This is a genomic window from Micromonospora sp. LZ37, from assembly GCF_059359015.1.
Window position 1 is genome coordinate 483911 of sequence record NZ_JCADBL010000002.1, and the last position, 17505, is coordinate 501415.

At 73.6% G+C, this 17505-nt stretch carries 12 protein-coding genes; 2 read left to right on the plus strand and 10 right to left on the minus strand.

All coding sequences use genetic code 11. The annotated features are described in order from the left end of the window. Nucleotides 1–12: 12 nt before the first annotated feature. The 3 genes from treZ to glgX are packed head-to-tail and all read right to left on the minus strand — an operon-like array spanning nucleotide 13 to nucleotide 6199. Nucleotides 13–1746, minus strand: coding sequence for a malto-oligosyltrehalose trehalohydrolase (treZ, locus tag AC5L3Z_RS06360; RefSeq protein WP_494840251.1), 1734 nt, complete (start codon nucleotides 1744–1746; stop codon nucleotides 13–15). Next, complete coding sequence (gene treY, locus AC5L3Z_RS06365; protein WP_494840253.1) at nucleotides 1743–4079, minus strand: malto-oligosyltrehalose synthase; 2337 nt, start codon at nucleotides 4077–4079, stop codon at nucleotides 1743–1745. Before treY ends, treZ begins: the two co-directional genes overlap by 4 nt. A gap of 2 nt (nucleotides 4080–4081) precedes the next feature. Further along, nucleotides 4082–6199, minus strand: coding sequence for a glycogen debranching protein GlgX (gene glgX / locus AC5L3Z_RS06370; RefSeq protein ID WP_494840255.1), 2118 nt, complete (start codon nucleotides 6197–6199; stop codon nucleotides 4082–4084). 316 nt (nucleotides 6200–6515) lie between these two features. Here glgX and AC5L3Z_RS06375 point away from each other — a divergent pair, with 316 nt between their 5' ends. After that, nucleotides 6516–7922, plus strand: coding sequence for a glycosyltransferase family 4 protein (locus tag AC5L3Z_RS06375; protein WP_494840257.1), 1407 nt, complete (start codon nucleotides 6516–6518; stop codon nucleotides 7920–7922). A gap of 147 nt (nucleotides 7923–8069) precedes the next feature. Here AC5L3Z_RS06375 and AC5L3Z_RS06380 read toward each other — a convergent pair whose 3' ends face one another. From AC5L3Z_RS06380 to AC5L3Z_RS06395, 4 genes are all read right to left on the minus strand, one after another. Beyond that, nucleotides 8070–9353: a citrate synthase gene (locus AC5L3Z_RS06380; RefSeq protein ID WP_334525938.1), complete on the minus strand. Its 1284-nt coding sequence runs from the start codon at nucleotides 9351–9353 to the stop codon at nucleotides 8070–8072. A 228-nt stretch (nucleotides 9354–9581) separates the two neighbouring features. Next, nucleotides 9582–11594, minus strand: coding sequence for a sulfatase-like hydrolase/transferase (locus AC5L3Z_RS06385; protein WP_494840634.1), 2013 nt, complete (start codon nucleotides 11592–11594; stop codon nucleotides 9582–9584). Between the two features lie 25 nt (nucleotides 11595–11619). After that, entirely contained in the window at nucleotides 11620–13041 is a 1422-nt protein-coding gene (locus AC5L3Z_RS06390; RefSeq protein WP_494840259.1) for a class I SAM-dependent methyltransferase, read from the minus strand. A gap of 17 nt (nucleotides 13042–13058) precedes the next feature. Further along, nucleotides 13059–13253: a hypothetical protein gene (locus AC5L3Z_RS06395; RefSeq protein ID WP_494840654.1), complete on the minus strand. Its 195-nt coding sequence runs from the start codon at nucleotides 13251–13253 to the stop codon at nucleotides 13059–13061. A gap of 193 nt (nucleotides 13254–13446) precedes the next feature. On the opposite strand from AC5L3Z_RS06395, the gene AC5L3Z_RS06400 reads away from it, so the two are divergent. Next, nucleotides 13447–13845: a VOC family protein gene (locus AC5L3Z_RS06400; RefSeq protein WP_494840261.1), complete on the plus strand. Its 399-nt coding sequence runs from the start codon at nucleotides 13447–13449 to the stop codon at nucleotides 13843–13845. A 712-nt stretch (nucleotides 13846–14557) separates the two neighbouring features. Here the strand turns inward: AC5L3Z_RS06400 and AC5L3Z_RS06405 are convergent. From AC5L3Z_RS06405 to AC5L3Z_RS06415, 3 genes are read right to left on the minus strand one after another with little or no spacing between them, the layout of a single operon-like run. Then, nucleotides 14558–15238, minus strand: coding sequence for a helix-turn-helix domain-containing protein (locus tag AC5L3Z_RS06405; protein WP_494840263.1), 681 nt, complete (start codon nucleotides 15236–15238; stop codon nucleotides 14558–14560). Nucleotides 15239–15275: 37 nt separating this feature from the next. Then, a complete protein-coding gene (locus AC5L3Z_RS06410) occupies nucleotides 15276–16781 on the minus strand; it encodes a sensor histidine kinase (RefSeq protein WP_494840265.1) in 1506 nt (501 codons plus the stop codon). After that, nucleotides 16759–17505, minus strand: coding sequence for a response regulator transcription factor (locus AC5L3Z_RS06415; protein WP_494840267.1), 747 nt, complete (start codon nucleotides 17503–17505; stop codon nucleotides 16759–16761). Before AC5L3Z_RS06415 ends, AC5L3Z_RS06410 begins: the two co-directional genes overlap by 23 nt.

The following is a 17505-nucleotide window of genomic DNA, read 5'->3' on the forward strand; positions in this document are numbered from 1 at the left end:
GCGCAGGGCGACTCAGAGCGCCACGACCGCCGCCGTCTCCGCTGGCAACTCGACCCGGTCGCGCATCACCGTGACCCCCTGCCCGGTGGCCAGCAGCACGGTGCGCACCACCCCCGGCAACGTGATCGTCTGCCCCTTGCCGGCCAGGTTCGCCACCACCAGCGTCTCCCCGCGCCGCATCACCAGGAACTGATCGCCGTGCCGCACCTCGACCCGGGTCAGCCGAGGGTCGGAAAGGTCGGCGCGGCTCTTGCGCAGCGCGATCAGCCGCCGGTGGAACTCGTACATCTCGCGGTGTTCGGGCTTGTCCAGCTCCGCCCAGTCCAGCCGGGAGCGCAGGAAGGTCTGCGGGTCCTGCGGGTCGGGGACGTCCCCCTCCGGCCAGCCGTGCGCGGCGAACTCCCGCTTGCGGCCGGTGGCCACAGCGGTGGCCAGCTCCGGCTCGGGGTGGCTGGTGAAGAACTGCCACGGCGTGCTGGCCGCCCACTCCTCCCCCATGAAGAGCATCGGAGTGAACGGCGCGGTCATCAGCAGCGTCGCCCCCACCCGGAGGAGGGAAGGAGACAACGAGGCGGAGATCCGGTCCCCGGTGGCCCGGTTGCCGATCTGGTCGTGGTTCTGCAGGTACGCCACGAACCGGTGCCCCGGGGTGCGCTGCCGGTCCACCGGCCGGCCGTGGCTGCGGTTACGGAAGCTGGACCAGGTGCCGGCGTGGAAGAACGCCCCGGTCAGCACGTCGGTCAGGCATTCCAGCGAGCCGAAGTCGCCGTAGTAGCCCTGCCGTTCCCCGGTGAGCAGAGTGTGCAGCGCGTGGTGGGCGTCGTCGTTCCACTGGGCGTGCAGCCCGTAGCCGCCGGCCTCCCGGGGGGTGATCAGCCTGGGGTCGTTGAGGTCGGACTCGGCGATCAGCGACAGCGGCCGGTTGAGGTGGGTGGCGAGCGCCTCGACCTCCACCGCGACCTGCTCCAGCAGGTGGGTGGCCCGGGAGTCGGGCATCGCGTGCACGGCGTCCAGCCGCAGCCCGTCGACGTGGTAGTCGCGCAGCCACATCAGCACGCTGTCGATGATGTAGCGGCGCACCCCGTCGGAGTGCGGGCCGTCCAGGTTGACCGTCCGGCCCCAGGTGTTGCTCTGCTCGTTGAGATACGGCGCGAACATCGGCGCGTAGGCCCCGGAGGGCCCGAAATGGTTGTAGACGACGTCGAGGATCACCCCCAGCCCCTTGGCGTGGGCGGCGTCGACCAGGCGTTTCAGGCCGTCCGGTCCGCCGTACGGCTGGTGCGGTGCGTACCAGCAGACGCCGTCGTAGCCCCAGTTGTACTCGCCGTTGAAGGCGTTGACCGGCAGCAGCTCGATGAAGTCGACGCCGAGGTCGACCAGGTGGTCGAGGCGGTCGATCGCCGCGTCGAAGGTGCCCTCCGGGGTGAACGTGCCGATGTGCAGCTCGTACAGGACGCTGCCGGGCAGCTGCCGGCCGGTCCAGTCCTGGTCGGTCCAGCGGTAGGCGCTGTGGTCGTAGACCCGGCTCGGGCCGTGCACCCCGGCGGGCTGCCATGCCGACCGCGGGTCGGGCAGCGCCCGGTCGTCGTCGTCGAGGAGGAAGGCGTAGTCGGTGCCCGGGCCGGCGCCGGGGACCTCGACCCGCCACCAGCCGTCCGGGGCGGCCCGCATCTCGTGGTCGGCGGCGCCGGACAGGCGCAGCCGTACCCGGGCGACGTCGGGCGCCCACACCGTGAACTCGGTCATGCGGCAGCCTCCACGGAGTCGGTAGGAGCCAGCAGGGCGACGGGATAGGTGCTCAACAGATCCTCAAGGAGCAGCTCAGACCCACTGTAGACCCGACCGGTGAACACGTCCGTAACACTGTTGCCGGAAATCGAGAGAGTCGTCCGCCGCCAGCCGCCGTCGCGGGCCAGCCGCAGCGGGAGCCGGGTGGCCACCGCGACGGCGCCGCCCCGGTCGAAGGCGACCGCGTGCGCCCCGGCGGGCCCTTGCGCCGGCACCGGCCGGTAGGTGGTGAACAGCTCCGGGTGGTCCCGGCGCAGCCGCAGCGTCCGGGAGACGACCAGCAGCTTCGCCGCGCCGTCGGCGGCGACCGCGGGCCGGTGGCCGCCGTCGAGGCGGGCCAGCAGTTCCCGGCGTACGGCGAAGTCGACCGGGCGGCGGTTGTCCGGGTCGACCAGGCTGTTCTCCCACAGCTCGGTGCCCTGGTAGGTGTCCGGCACGCCGGGCATGGCGAGCTGGACCAGCTTCTGCCCGAGCGAGTTGGACCAGCCGGCCGGCGTGATCTCGTCGGCGAACCCGGTGATCTCGGCGTGCAGCTCCGGGTCGTCGTACATCCGGTCGACCAGGGCGTGCAGCTCGCGTTCGAAACCCGGGTCGGGGTCGGCCCAGCTGGTGGAGACGGACGCCTCCCGGGACGCCTTCTCCACGTACGCGTGCAGCCGGTCCCGCTCGATCGGCCAGGCGCCGACGGCGGTCTGCCAGAGCAGGTGGGCGAAGGCGGGGTCGGCCAGCGGCGCCCGGGCCATCCAGTCCGTCACCCGCTCGGCCCACCGGTCGGGCAGCTCGGAGAGGACGGCCAGCCGGGCGCGTACGTCCTCGCCGCGCTTGGTGTCGTGGGTGGAGAGGGTGGTCATGCCAGCCGGCCAGCGGACCTGCCGGGCGGCGGCGGCGCGGTGGAACTCCGCCGGCGGCACCCCGAAGTGGGCGGGCGAGCCGCCGACCTCGTTCAACGCGATGAAGCGACTCCACCGGTAGTAGGCGGTGTCCTCCACCCCCTTGGCCATCACCGCGCCGGAGAGCTGCGGGAAGCGCCGGGCCAGCTCGTGTTCCGGGTCGCGCAGCCGGGCGGTGACCGCGTCGAGGGTGGCGGCCAGGTCGGGACGGCGCCGGCCCGCCTCGGAGCGGGCGCCGGCGAGGTGCCGGGCGCCGTGCGGCGGGTAGCCCCGGTAGACCGGGAAGCAGGCGGCCAGCTCGGCCAGCGCCTCCCGGGTGGCCCGCTGGTCCAGCTCCGGCACGAGCGCGGCGAGCCGGGTCAGCTCGGCGGCGAGCAGCCGGGTGGCGGCTTCGAGCTTGGTGTCGTGGGTGAGGTCCTCCCACGAGGTGTGCCGCCCGACCAGCCGGGCGTCCAGGGCGGTGAAGTCACCCTCGGCGCGTCCGTCGACGAAGAGCCCGCAGACCGCGGCGAGGGCCTCGTAGCCGGTGGTGCCGTCGACCGGCCAGTCCGGCAGCTCCTCCCCGTACTCCAGGATCTTCTCCACCACCAGCCAGGCGTCTGGAGCGGCGGCGCGCAACCGGGCCAGGTAGCCGGCCGGGTCGCGCAGGCCGTCGGGGTGGTCGACCCGGATGCCGTCGACCTCGCCGGCCGCCACCCACCGCAGGACCTCCGCGTGGGTGGCGTCGAAGACCGCCGGGTCCTCCACCCGCAGGCCGGCCAGGTCGGAGACGGCGAAGAACCGCCGGTACGTCAGTTCGCTGTCCCCGCGCCGCCAGGAGATGAGCTCGTAGTGCTGCCGGTCGTGCACCTCGCGCGGACCGCCGTCGCCGGTGCCGTCGGCGATCGGGAAGCGGTGCTCGTGGTAGCGCAGCTCCCCGTCGACCAGCTTCAGGTCGTCCAGCGCGTCCGGGTTGTCGGCGAGCACCGGCAGCAGCAGCCGGCCGCGGTCCCAGTCGATGTCGAACCAGTCGGCGTACGCCGAGGAGCGGCCCCGGCGCAGCACGTCCCACCAGGCCGGGTTCGCCGCCGGCTGGGCCACCCCGGCGTGGTTGGGCACGATGTCCACGACCAGGCCGAGCCCGGCGGCGCGCAGCGCCCGGACCAGCCGCTGCCGGCCCGCCTCGCCGCCCAGCTCGGGGTTGACCGCGCGGTGGTCGACCACGTCGTAGCCGTGCGCGGAGCCGGGGGCGGCGGTGAGCAGGGGCGCGCTGTAGAGGTGGGTGACGCCGAGGTCGGCCAGCCAGCCGGCGAGGTCGGCGGTGGCGTCGAGGTCGAAGCCGGGGCGGACCTGCACGCGGTAGGTCGCCCCCACCCGCGTCGTCGGTGCCGTCGTCGGGTCGGGGCGAGGGGTGTCGGGCATGGTCAGACCGTCCTCTCCAGGACCACCAGGGAGCGGTCGGGCACGCAGATGGCATTGCCCGCCTCGACCACGGTGGTCTTCTCCGGTTCCGGTTCAGCGGTGCTGATGACCAGCTCCCAGCGCTGCCCGAACTCCTCGCCCGGCATGGTGAAGTCCAACGGGGCGTCGTGGGCGTTGAAGCAGAGCAGGAAGGAGTTGTCCTGGTGGCGCTGGCCGTACTGGCCGCGCTCGCGGATGCCGTCGCCGTTGACGAAGAGCGCGACCGAGCGACCGAAGTCGTTGCCCCAGTCCTCGCCGGTCATCTCCCGGCCGTCCGGGGTGTACCAGGCCAAATCGGGCAGGCCCGCCTCGGCGCTGCGCCCGCCCACCGGCAGGCCGGTGAAGAACCGCCGCCGCCGGAACACCTGGTGGTTGGTGCGGAACTCGGTGAGCCGCTGGACGAAGGCCAGCAGCTCCGGGTCGGCCCGCTCCCAGTCGACCCAGGCCACCTCGTTGTCCTGGCAGTAGGCGTTGTTGTTGCCCCGCTGGGTGCGGCCCAGTTCGTCGCCGTGGCCGATCATCGGCACGCCCTGGGAGAGCACCAGGGTGGCCAGGAAGTTGCGGCGCTGCCGGGCGCGCAGCGCCAGCACCGCGGGGTCGTCGCTCTCCCCCTCCACGCCGCAGTTCCAGGACCGGTTGTGGCTCTCGCCGTCCCGGTTCTCCTCGCCGTTGGCCTCGTTGTGCTTGTCGTTGTACGACACCAGGTCGTTGAGGGTGAACCCGTCGTGGCAGGTGACGAAGTTGATGCTGTGGAAGGGGCGCCGGCCGTCGTCCTGGTAGAGGTCGGCGGAGCCGGAGATGCGGGAGGCGAACTCGGCCAGGGTGGCCGGCTCACCGCGCCAGAAGTCCCGCACGGTGTCGCGGTACTTGCCGTTCCACTCGGTCCACTGCGGCGGGAAGTTGCCGACCTGGTAGCCGCCCGGGCCGACGTCCCACGGCTCGGCGATCAGCTTGACCTGGCTGACCACCGGATCCTGCTGGACCACCTCGAAGAAGGTGGAGAGGCGGTCGACCTCGTAGAACTCCCGGGCCAGGGTGGCGGCGAGGTCGAAGCGGAAGCCGTCGACGTGCATCTCGGTGACCCAGTACCGCAGCGAATCCATGATCAGTTGCAGGGAGTGCGGGCTGCGCACGTTGAGGCTGTTGCCGGTGCCGGTGTAGTCGACGAAGTAGCGCCGGTCGTCCTCGCTGAGCCGGTAGTAGCTGGCGGTGTCGACGCCCTTGAAGCTCAGCGAGGGTCCGAGGTGGTTGCCCTCGGCGGTGTGGTTGTAGACCACGTCCAGGATGACCTCGATGCCGGCGGCGTGCAGCGCCTTGACCATGCCGCGGAACTCCTGCACCTGCTGGCCGAGCCGGCCCAGCGCGGAGTAGCCGTGGTGCGGGGCGAAGAAGCCGATGGTGTTGTAGCCCCAGTAGTTGCGCAGCCCCAGGTCGGTCAGGCGGTGGTCGTGCACGAACTCGTGCACCGGCATCAGCTCGACCGCGGTGATCCCCAGCCGCTTGAAGTAGTCGATCATCACCGGGGAGGCGATGGCCGCGTAGGTGCCGCGCAGCTCCTCCGGGATGTCCGGGTGCCGCATGGTCAACCCGCGCACGTGCGCCTCGTAAATCACCGAGTGGTGGTAGGGGGTGCGCGGCGGCCGGTCGTTGCCCCAGTCGAAGTACGGGTTCACCACCACCGACTTGGGCATGAACGGCGCCGAGTCGGCCTCACTCATCCGGTCCGGCTCGCCCAGCACGTAGTCGTAGACCGCCGGGTCCCAGGTGATCTCCCCGTCGATCGCCTTGGCGTACGGGTCGAGCAGCAGCTTGTGCGGGTTGCAGCGCACCCCGCCGGCCGGGTCGAACGGGCCGTGCACCCGGTAGCCGTACCGCTGGCCGGGCTCGATGCCGGGCAGGTAGGCGTGCCAGACGTAGGCGTCCACCTCGCGCAGCTCGACGCGCCGCTCGGCGCCGGTGTCCCACTCGTCGAAGAGGCAGAGCTCGATCTTCTCGGCCACCTCCGAGAAGATCGCGAAGTTGGTGCCCATCCCGTCGTAGGTGGCGCCGAGGGGGTAGCGCTCGCCCGGCCAGACCTGCATGTCGCTCCTTCGGCCCATGATCGTGAGCGCACCGGACGGGCGGACCGCCGATGCGCACGCCGCTAATGCCCCGTCCCCGCGGCGGCCAATCCACCCGTTCGGGCCACACCCGATATCCACCCAACTGCGTTTGCGTGAACCTTTGGGTGTCCTCCGTCACGATAGGCGTTTTCAAGATGCGCCGGGCCGCGGCATGCCCTTTGCTGGATGCGGACGCGCCTGCGCGGGTGGGTCCGCTCGGCCACTCGGCCCCCACCACCTTCTTTCCGCCGCCATCGATGCCGGCGCGACCCTTCGTGCATGGACGGAGCTAGATGTGACCACTCTGCGGGTCGGCGAGCAGATCCCGGCCGCCGTGGACCGGAACTGCCGGCCCACCCCCACCTCCCGACCCCACGTCCCGCACCAGGGCGGCGGTGCCGGGGTGCCCCCGCAGACCCGCCGCATCCTGATGCTCTCCTGGGAGTACCCGCCGGTGCTGGTCGGCGGCCTCGGCCGGCACGTGCACGCGCTGTCGGTCGCCCTGGCCGCCGCCGGCCACGAGGTCACCGTGGTCACCCGGCACACCGAGGGCGCCCCGCTGGAGGAGTACGCCGACGGGGTGCGCGTCGTCCGCGCCGCCGAGGACCCGGTCGCCTTCCCGCTGGCCACCGACTCGCTGCTGGCCTGGACGATGGCCTTCAACCACACCCTGACCCGGGCCGCCCTGCGCGCCGCCGAGTCCGGCTCGTACGACGTCATCCACGCCCACGACTGGCTGGTCGCGCACACCGCGATGACCCTGCGCGAGCACTTGGACGTGCCGCTGGTCAGCACCATCCACGCCACCGAGGCCGGCCGTCACCAGGGCTGGCTGCCCGAGGAGATGAACCGGACCATCCACGGCGTCGAGCAGTGGCTCGCCGGCGAGTCCGGCCGGGTCATCGTCTGCTCCGGCTACATGCGCGACGAGGTGGGCGCGCTGTTCGGGGTGCCCGCCGCGCGGGTCGACGTGGTGCCCAACGGCGTCGAGCCGCACCGCTGGAAGGTGCCCGCCGCGGTGGTGGCCTCGGCCCGCGCCCGGTTCGCCGGGGACGGCCCGCTGGTCACCTTCGCCGGCCGGCTGGTCTACGAGAAGGGCGTGCAGCACCTGCTCGCCGGCCTGCCCCGACTGCGCGAGCGGCACCCCGGGCTGCGCGCGGTGATCGTCGGCGACGGGCCGTACCGGGCGGCCCTGGAGGCCGAGGTGCACCGGCTCGGACTGGGCGGCGCGGTGAGCATGCCCGGCTTCCTCGGCGGCACCGACCTGCCGGCGGTCATGGCCGCCTCGGACTGCTTCGCGGTGCCCAGCATCTACGAGCCGTTCGGCATGGTGGCGCTGGAGGGCGCCGCGGCCGGCGCGCCGCTCGCCGTGGCCCGCACCGGAGGGCTGGCCGAGATCGTGGAGCCGGGCGTCACCGGGATGACGTTCGCCCCGCAGGACCCGGACGGACTCACCGAGGCGGTGCACGCCCTGCTGTCGGACCGGGAGCGCGCCCGGGCGCTGGCCCGCCGGGCCCGCACCATGGTCCACGAGCGGTACGGCTGGACGGCGATCGCCGCCCGCACCGCCGCCGCGTACGCCGCCGCCATCGCCGGCGACGTCGCCTTCACCGCCGCCCGAGCCGAGGAGCGGATGACCCGGGGACGCGCCCTGCCCACCCTCCCCTCCGGCAACCTCCTGGCCGCCGCCGGCCTGCGCTGATTCCCTCCGCTCCCCACCCTTCGGGGCGGCGGTTCCTCCCCTCGCTCGGGACCACCACTGCGTAGTCGGCGAGGGCCTGGGGATGCGGAAAGGCCGCCGACCCCTCCTGGGGGCCGGCGGCCTTCGTCGTGCGGGGTGACCGGGAGGTCAGCGCTGGTCGGCGGGGAGGTAGTCCCGCTCGGCGGCGCCGGTGTAGATCTGCCGCGGCCGGCCGATCTTGGTCTCCGGGTCGTTGATCATCTCGCGCCACTGGGCGATCCAGCCGGGAAGCCGGCCCAGCGCGAAGAGCACCGTGAACATCTTGGTCGGGAAGCCCATGGCCTTGTAGATCAGGCCGGTGTAGAAGTCCACGTTCGGGTAGAGCCGGCGGGAGACGAAGAAGTCGTCGGCGAGGGCGATCTCCTCCAGCTGCATCGCGATGTCCAGCATCGGGTCCGGCTTGGCCATTCGGCCGAGCACGTCCTGGGCGGCCTTCTTCACGATGGCGGCGCGCGGGTCGTAGTTCTTGTAGACCCGGTGGCCGAAGCCCATCAGCTTCACGCCGTCCTGCTTGTCCTTCACCTTGCGGACGAAGGAGCGGACGTCACCGCCGTCGGCCTTGATCTTCTCCAGCATCTCCAGCACGGCCTGGTTGGCGCCGCCGTGCAGCGGGCCGAACAGGGCGTTCACCCCGGCCGAGACCGAGGCGAAGAGGTTGGCGTTGCTGGAGCCGACCAGCCGCACCGTGGAGGTCGAGCAGTTCTGCTCGTGGTCGGCGTGCAGGACGAAGAGCATGTCCAGCACCTTCGACATCACCGGGTCGACCTCGTACGGCTCCGCCGGGACGCCGAAGGTCATCCGCAGGAAGTTGTCCACGTACCCCAGCGAGTTGTCCGGGTACAGCAGCGGCTGCCCGATGGACTTCTTGTAGGCGTACGAGGCGATGGTGGGGACCTTCGCCATCAGCCGGATCGTCGACATCTCCACGTGGTCGGAGTCGAACGGGTCCAGGCTGTCCTGGTAGAACGTGGAGATGGCGCTGACCGCCGAGGAGAGCACCGCCATCGGGTGCGCGTCGCGCGGGAAGCCGTCGAAGAACCGACGCATCTCCTCGTGCAGCAGCGAGTGCCGCCGGATCCGGTCGCTGAACTCGGTCAGCTGCTGCTGGGTGGGCAGCTCACCGTAGATGAGCAGGTAGGAGACCTCCAGGAAGGAGGACTTCTCGGCCAGCTGCTCGATCGGGTAGCCGCGGTACCGCAGGATTCCGGCGTCGCCGTCGATGTAGGTGATCTCGGACGAACAGGACGCGGTGTTGACGAACCCGGGATCGTAGGTGGTCATCCCGGTTTCCTTCAGCAGCTTGCTCACCCCGATGCCCGCGGGGCCTTCGACCGCGTCGTGCACCGGCATCGAAAGCTGCCCACCGGGGTGATCGAGCTTGACTTCCGTCATGTGGTTCCTCGCTTCGCCGGCGAATCTTCGTTGAATTGCCTTCGCTTTTACCGTAATCGCGATGTCGGGGATACCGCCGCCCATGGTTCGGCGGTGAGGTATGCGTCACCCGATTCCCGACCCGAAGGCTCGGAAACCCTGTCCGGTGAAGGGTTGTCCGACGACGCCGCGGTACCGGGGCTGCCCTGGGAGCGCGCCCATCCGCAGGGGCGGCGGGGCCTCCCCGGGTCAGTCGATCGCGAGGCGGCGCAGCGAGCCGTCGGCGGCGACCCGGTAGAGGTCCAGCCGGTTCGCGCCGGCGCGGAACAGGTGGTCGTCGGCGAGCAGGGCGGCGAAGCGGCGCCCTCCGCGGTCCCGGGGCACCACCGGCACGACCGCGCCGACCGTGCCGTTGACCGCGACCGCCAGCGTGGTGCCGTCCGGCACCTCCGCCGGCACCGTGCCCCAGACCAGAGCCGGCAGTTCGCCGGTGGCCGGGTCGACGGCCCGGAACGCGGCCAGGTTCGCCACCCGGGCGCTGCCGCCGGTGGGGACGTCGCCGACGGCGGTGCCTACCAGCGGGTGCGGGACGGGATCCGGCGGGCGGGCCGGCACCCCACCGCGCAGGGTCAGCGGCTGGCCCGGCCGGTCGAAGAAGGTCTTCTCGGCCCGTTGCCGGGGAGCCTGCCCGGCGGAGCGGCCGTCGGTCGCCCAGGGGATCCGGACGTGCACCGCGTCGGCGATGGTGGGCAGCAGGTCGACGTGCTCCCAGTTGCGGTCGTCGGTGCGGCCGGCGCGCTGCCCGGGCTCCTTGACGAACATCGGCACCCAGGCCACCTCGCCGGCCGCGTGGGTGAGCGCGTCCAGGCCCCGGCCCTGCCAGTCCGGGGTGAAGCTGACCCCGTGGTCGGCGGTGAGCAGGATCAGGGATTCGTCGTAGAGGCCGGTGGCGCGCAGGGTCCGCAGCATCTCACCGACCAGCCGGTCGGTGTACCGCAGCTGGGCGAGGTGGCGGGCACGGGCCAGCTCGACCCAGCCCGCACCGTCGTTGGGCAGGTCGGCCGGCGCGGCGTAGCGGGCTCCCGAGGGCAGGTGGATCCAGGGCGCGTGCGGCATCAACAGGTGCAGGAAGTGCAGCGTGGGCCGGTCCGACGGGCGCAGGCCGGCGAGGAAGCTGGTGAACCGGGCCGGTTGGTTCTCCTCGAGGTTGTCCCAGCGGAACTTCGGGTCGGCCGGGACCGGCTCGGCGGCGTCCAGACCCACCTCGGCGCGGGTGCGCTCCCGGTACGTCTGCTGCGGGTCGATCCGGCTCTCCACCGGGGCCGCCAGCTGGCCGAGCAGCCGGCCGCTCTCCCGGACCAGCACCCCGAGCCCCTGCTCCGGGCTGGACGGCTGGTCGCAGCGGCTGGGTGGGCAGAGCCGGGTGATGCTCTCCTGGGCGCGGATGTCGTACAGGCCGCCGAGGGCGGTGAAGAGGTTGTCCGGATGTTGCGAGTAGTGCGGGGCGGACGTCTCGGCCGGATAGCGGCCGGTGAGCATCGCCGGCAGCGCGTACGGGGTCCAGCCGCTCACCCCGGTGGCGTTGCGGTACCAGGTGGAGCCGGCGGCCAGCTCGGCGAAGTGCGGGTAGCGGGTGGCGTCGATCCGGCCGTCCGGGCCGAGCAGGGAGACCAGCGGCAGCTCGTCCAGGACGATCATGACCACCGGCGGGTGCGATCCCGGCCCGGCCACGCCGGCGGCGCCGCCGGCCGCGCGCGGCAGCACCACCGCCGAGGCGGGTGAGGCGACCAGGAAGAGGGTGACGAAGACCGGCGGCCCGACCGCGGCGACCCGCAGCACCCGGCCGAGCGCCGGCCACCGCCGGTGCGCGGCGGCACCGGCCGCGCCGGCCACCACCGCGACCAGCAGCAGGGGTACGCCGCGCAGCGGCGTGGTGTGCCGGCCGACCTGGACGGCCAGCGCGGCCAGCAGCAGCCCGAGCAGGGCGGTGTGCGTCGCCGCCCGGACCCGGGGGCCGGCCAGCCGGGTGGCCAGGCCGAGCAGGGTGACGGCCAGCGTGGGCAGGACCGCGATCATCGCCACCAGCAGCAGGATCTCCCCGGCGCCGGCCCGGTGGAAGAGGAAGAAGTCCGGGCTGCGCCCGAGCACGTCGAGCAGCGGTTGGGTGACCACCAGGCCGACCAGCGCGGCCACCTCCAGCACCCGGCGCAGCTCGGCGTGGCGCTCGGCGCGCGGTACGGGGGCCGGGGCCTGCTGACGCAGCCGCGGTGGGGGTGTGCGGGTGCGTTCAGCCACCCACCACCGCCTCGTACAGCGTGCGCGTGCCCGACGGCAGGTCGGTGCGACGGTCGATCCGGCAGCGCGCCGCCAGCAGCCGCTCGAACTCCTCCCGGCGGTAACGGGGGAAGAGCCCGTCCGGCTTGTTCGCCAGCAGCCGCCGCGCCATGGCGTCCTCCGGGTGGACGAACTCCACCACCAGCCGCCCGCCCGGCCGGGCGTACGCGACGAGCTGGTCGAGCACCGCCGGCAGCGGCACGTTGCACCCGATGGCCAGGTGGTGCACCACGGCGAGGGCGAGCACCACGTCGGCCCGGGCCCGGGCGGCGAAACTGGCCCGTTCGACGCCCCGCCAGCCGCCACCGGGCGACGGGTCGGCGAGGTCCATCACCAGCGGCAGGATCCGCCGTTCCCCGGCGTCGCGCAGCGCCCGGTAGAGGGTGTCGACCACGGCCGGGTCCTGCTCGACGGCGACCACCTGCGCGGCGTGCCGGGCGGCGATGCGGGCGTACCGGCCGTCGTTGGCGCCGAGGTCGAGCACCAGCCGGGGCGTCCCGGCGACGGCCAGCGCCGCCTCGACGAACCGTTCCTTCTCCGCCCGGTCCTGCGCGGTGTAGCCGCAGGTGCGCTGGTAGTCCACCCAGTGGCTGCCGTCGGCGCGCCGGTCCAGCCGCCGCACCAGCTTCTCGAGGCCGCGTACGGTGGCCAGGGCCAGGTCCCGGGAGTAGCCGGCGGCCCGCAGCTGGGCCCGCACGTCGGCGGTGCTGGACCGGGCGTTGCGGGCCTGCATGGCGCCGTGCAGGTGGACGTGGGTGAGGACTCCGGGCAGCAGCCGGCGGGTACCGCCGAAGAGCCGGCGCATCTGGTCGGGCTCGATGCCGTCGACCCGGGCTCGCAGCCAGGGCTGGAAGTCCAGGCCCAGGTGGGCCTGGAGGAGCAGCGGATAGAGCAGGGTCTGGCAGAACTGGCGGTACCCGGCCCAGGGTTCACCGTCGCGCGCCGGCTCGAAGGAGCCGACGTCGATGAAGACCGGGCCGGCGCCCCGCCACTGGAGGTTGTACGCCGAACCGTCCTTCAGGGTGAAGCCGGCGGGCAGCGCCCGGCGCAGGATCTCCAGGTGCAACAGCGCCGCGTCGCGCAGCATGGTGAAGGACCACTCGTACGGGTGGGAGACGAACGGGATGCGTTCGTGGCGCAGCACGGTGGTCCAGCCGGTGTCGGGCAGCGTCGCCGGGTCCACCGGCGTGGTGCCGCAGACCTTCCCCTCGGCCAGCAGGGCGGTGAAGAAGTCGGCGGCGGACAGGGCCCGCCAGTCGGCGGCGGCCTGCGGGCCGAGCCCGCGCAGCACCTGGTCGCCGGCGTGGAAGACCCGGTTGGCCGGGTCGCGGAAGGAGCCGGGCTCGGCCCGGAGCCGGGCGTCGGAGGTCGTCATCGGTGGTACGCGCCGGATCAGGTGTCGGCGGACTGGCGCTGCTGCTGGCCGCCCGGCGCGGCCCCGACCGGGTCGCTGGGCTGCCGGCGGAACCGGGCGACGAGGCGACGCCAGTAGAGCTTGGCGGCGACCGCCGCTCCCGCGGCCCCACCGACCACCGCCTGCACGATCAGGCTGCCGGATCCCGCGTCCAGGTAGGCCAGGTGCATCACCGACCGCTCCCTTCCCTCGCCGTCGTCGACCGGCCGCGAAACGGGGAGCCTTATGCGGCTTTCGACCCGTTAAGCCGGACTTGTTCCTTTGACACCGTACGCCGCCGGGGCTGACCGTGCGGCCCACACGGCGACTGCGGCACACGTCCGTTCCGTTCAAGACCGGCCGGCCCGGGGCCCCTACCGTGACGCCATGGCACCTCGCTTCGACCTGATCGGCATCGCGGTCACCGACATGGCCCGCAGCCTCGACTTCTACCGCCGCCTCGGGCTGGACATCCCGGCCGAGGCCGACTCCGAGGACCACGTCGAGCTCACCCTGCCCGGGGGCCTCCGGCTGGCCTGGGACGACGTGGCGATGATCCGCACCTTCCACCCACACTGGACGGCACCGACCGGCAGCCCCCGGACCGGTCTCGCCTTCCGCTGCGCGGACCCGGCCGAGGTGGACCGGACCTGGGCCGAGCTGACCGGGGCCGGCTTCCACGGCGAGCTGCCGCCGTGGGACGCCTTCTGGGGGCAGCGTTACGCGGTGCTGCACGACCCCGACGGCAACGGCGTCGACCTGTACGCCCCCCTCGACGCCGGGTGACGGGCGGTCGCGGCGACGGTGGCCGGGGGCGGGGCGCTGCGCGCGGGTTGGGTGTCTATGCCCCACCCTGCCCGCCCCGCTGCGCAGGCGGCGCCCGGCGTGCAGCCCCAGGTGGGCGTTGCCGGGCTGGCGTTGCCAGACAGGCGGCACCCGGACAGGCGGCGCCGGACGGACACTGCCGGCCGTCTGACGCAAGGCGGGTGACCTGGTCGGAGCGGCCACGAGGGGCGGCGGGCCGGGCATCCGACGCCAGGTGGGCGCCACCAGACCAAGCCTCCGGCGCCAGGTGCGCGGCGGCGGGGATGCGGCGCCGGGGTCCGGCGCTGGCCGGCGCGGTCCCCGCCGGTCAGCACGGGAGGAGGGTGCGGTCATCCGGTGCCAGCCTTTAGAGCTGATGACGTAGATGACTCATCCGTCGGTCTCCGCGCCCCGGTTGGGGTGGTCCCGCCTTGCCGGCGCTCCCGCAGGCCCGTGATTCGTTCACGTCATCAGCTCTAAAGCGCCCGCGACAGGTATCCGCCCCGGATCGCAACACCGTGATCGGATCGCCCGGGACGACCGTTGAAGCCAGGGCCAGCAGCCCGCCGGCGGATCAGCCAACCGGCATCCGGCCAGCACCCCGCCGGCGGCTCAGGCAACCGGCACTCCGCCGGCGGACCGGCCGGCCAGCAGCCCGTCGGCGTATTCAGCCGGTCGGCAGTCTGCCAGCGGGTCAGCCGGCCAGCAGTCTGCTCGGCGGCACCCCGGCCAGCTCGCGGACGTCCCGGGTCAGGTGCGCCTGGTCGGCGTAGCCGCTGCGGGCGGCTGCCTCGGCCAGCGGGACCCCGGCCCGGGCGAGGGCGACCGCGCGCCCCATCCGCAGGATGCGGGCGAGGGTCTTCGGGCCGTACCCGAAGAGGGCCAGGCTGCGCCGGTGCAGGGCGCGCGGGCCGAGGCCGACCTCGGCGGCGGTCGCGGTGACGGAGACGCCGGCGTCGAGGAGCGCGGCGACCCGCGACCCGAGCGGGTCGGGGCCGCCGACGGCGGCGAGCCGGGCGGCGGCGACCGCCTCCAGCGCTGCGGCGGTCGGGCGGTCGCCCAGTCGCTCGGCGATCTCGTCGGCGGCCCGGCCCCAGAGCGCGTCCAGCGGTACCCGGCGGTCCCGCAGCTCCCCGGCGGGTACCCCGAAGACCGCCGGGCCGGTCCCCGGCGGCAGCCGCAGCCCCAGCCACCGCTCCCCCGGCGTGCCGGCGCTCACGTGGGCGGTGCGGTCCGGTCCGGCCACCAGCAACCCGGAGCGGCTGGACCAGAGCAGGTCCAGGCAGCCGTCGGGAAGCACCCGGACCGGCCCGCCGGTGCTGACGCTGGTCCAGAGCACGGCGCCCGGCAGGGCGGCGCGACGTTCCCGGTACACGCCGCCCAGCCTGCCACGCCCGGCGAGCTTCACCGTCTCACGGCGGTGCCTGCGCTGTGGGGTCCGGCAGCAGCACGGTGAACACGGTGCGGCCGGGCCGGCTCTCCACCCGTACGGCGCCGTGGTGGGCCTCCACCACCGCCGCGACGATGGCCAGGCCGAGGCCGGTGCTGCCGTGTTCCCGGGAGCGCGAGCTGTCCCCCCGGGCGAACCGTTCGAAGACCTCGCCCTGCAGCTCCGGTGCGACGCCGGGGCCGTCGTCGGTCACGCTGATCTCCACTCCGCCGGGCGCCGGGGCCAGGCGGGTGGTCACCGTCGTGCCGGGCGGGGTGTGCACCCGGGCGTTGGTCAGCAGGTTCGCCACCACCTGGTGCAGGCGGACGGCGTCGCCGGGCACGTCGAGCGCCTCGTCGGGCAGGTCGAGCTGCCACCGGTGCTCCGGGCCGGCGACATGGGCGTCGCTGACCGCGTCGATGACCAACGCGGTGAGGTCGACCGGCTCGGCCGCGAGCGGCCGGCCGGAGTCGAGCCGGGCGAGCAGCAGCAGGTCGTCGACGAGGCTGGTCATCCGGGCGCTGGCCGACTCGACCCGACGCAGCGCGTGCGCCACGTCCGGCGGCACCCGGTCCCGGCCGCGCCGGGCCACCTCGGCGTAGCCGCGGATCGCCGCCAGCGGGGTGCGCAGCTCGTGGCTGGCGTCGGCGACGAACTGGCGTACCCGGGTCTCGCTGGCCTGCCGGGCGGCGAGCGCGGCGGCGACGTGGCCCAGCATCCGGTTGAGCGCCGCCCCCACCTGGCCGACCTCGGTGCGCGGGTCGGTGTCGCCCTCCGGCACCCGCACCGACAGGGCCACCTCGCCCCGGTCCAGCGGCAGCTCGGCGACCCGGACGGCGGTGGCGGCGACGCGGTTCAGCGGGCGCAGCGTGGCCCGGACGATCAGCGCGCCCAGGCCACCGGCGACGAGCAGGCCGGCGGCGGCGACACCGGCCTGGGCGGCGATCATCCACCAGACCGTCTGCTGCACCCCGGCCAGGGGGATCGCGACGACGAGGACCTGCCCGTCGCCCATCTGCCGGGCCACCGCGCGGTAGTCGCCCCGGTCACCGAGCTCGACGCCGCGCGGCCGGCCGTCGGTGGGCAGCCGGGTCAGTTCGGCCAGGTCGCCCACCGGCAGCGCCTCCGCGGGGCCGGTGGTGCTGCGGATCCGTGCGGAAACGACCTTGCCGTCGGCGGTCATCGCGGCGATCGAGTCCGGCGGGAAGCCGGGCGGGGGCTCCGGCGCCCACCGGTCGTCGGTCCACTGCCGCTCGGCGAACTGCCGGTACCAGGGTGGCGGGTCGCCCTGCCGGCTCCCGCCGAGAGTGAGCTGGTTGTCGACCTGGGTGATGAGGAAGTGGCGCAGCGCCACCGTGGTCAGGCCGCCGATGGCGATGCTGACCAGGGCGAGCAGCGCCACCACCGCGGCGACCAGCCGGCTGCGCAGCGACCGGCGGGCCAGCCAGGACCGCAGCCGGCCGGCGTCAGTCCGCCGGCCTGAGGACATAACCGGCCCCACGCAGCGTGTGGATCATCGGGGCCCGTCCCGCGTCGATCTTCTTGCGCAGGTACGAGATGTAGAGCTCGACCACGTTGGCCTGCCCGCCGAAGTCGTAGTTCCAGACCCGGTCGAGGATCTGCGCCTTGCTCAGCACCCGGCGCGGGTTGCGCATCAGGTAACGCAGCAGCTCGAACTCGGTCGCGGTGAGGGTGATCAGCTCGCCGCCGCGACGCACCTCGTGGCTCTCCTCGTCCAGGCTGAGGTCGCCCACGGTGAGCACCGCGTCCTCCCGGATGGCCACCGCGAAGCCGGAGCGGCGCAGCAGGGCGCGCAGCCGGGCGATGACCTCCTCCAGGCTGAACGGCTTGGTGACGTAGTCGTCGCCGCCGACGGTCAGCCCGGCGATGCGCTCCTCGACGGCGTCCCGGGCGGTCAGGAAGAGCACCGGCACCGTCGGGGCCTGCTCTCGCAGCCGGCGCAGCACCTGGAAGCCGTCCAGGTCGGGCAGCATCACGTCGAGCACCACCACGTCCGGCTGGAGCTGCCGGGCGGCGCTCAGCGCCGCCATCCCGCTGCCCGCGCTGCGGACCTGCCAGCCCTCGTAGCGCAGCGCCATGGAGAGCAGGTCGGTCAGCGTCGGTTCGTCGTCGACCACGAGCACCCGGACGGGCCCGCCGTCCGGGCGGCGCAGCTCGATCCGGTTCTGCATGGTCTGCCCGTCGGTCACCAT

What these genes read in the sequence shown, in the direction of transcription:
- treZ (WP_494840251.1), bottom strand. Translation starts at nt 1,746, where the DNA reads ATGACCGAGTTCACGGTGTGGGCGCCCGACGTCGCCCGGGTACGGCTG.
- treY (WP_494840253.1), bottom strand. Translation starts at nt 4,079, where the DNA reads ATGCCCGACACCCCTCGCCCCGACCCGACGACGGCACCGACGACGCGG.
- glgX (WP_494840255.1), bottom strand. Translation starts at nt 6,199, where the DNA reads ATGCAGGTCTGGCCGGGCGAGCGCTACCCCCTCGGCGCCACCTACGAC.
- AC5L3Z_RS06380 (WP_334525938.1), bottom strand. Translation starts at nt 9,353, where the DNA reads ATGACGGAAGTCAAGCTCGATCACCCCGGTGGGCAGCTTTCGATGCCG.
- AC5L3Z_RS06390 (WP_494840259.1), bottom strand. Translation starts at nt 13,041, where the DNA reads ATGACGACCTCCGACGCCCGGCTCCGGGCCGAGCCCGGCTCCTTCCGC.
- AC5L3Z_RS06400 (WP_494840261.1), top strand. Translation starts at nt 13,447, where the DNA reads ATGGCACCTCGCTTCGACCTGATCGGCATCGCGGTCACCGACATGGCC.
- AC5L3Z_RS06410 (WP_494840265.1), bottom strand. Translation starts at nt 16,781, where the DNA reads ATGTCCTCAGGCCGGCGGACTGACGCCGGCCGGCTGCGGTCCTGGCTG.
- AC5L3Z_RS06415 (WP_494840267.1), bottom strand. Translation starts at nt 17,505, where the DNA reads ATGGTGACCGACGGGCAGACCATGCAGAACCGGATCGAGCTGCGCCGC.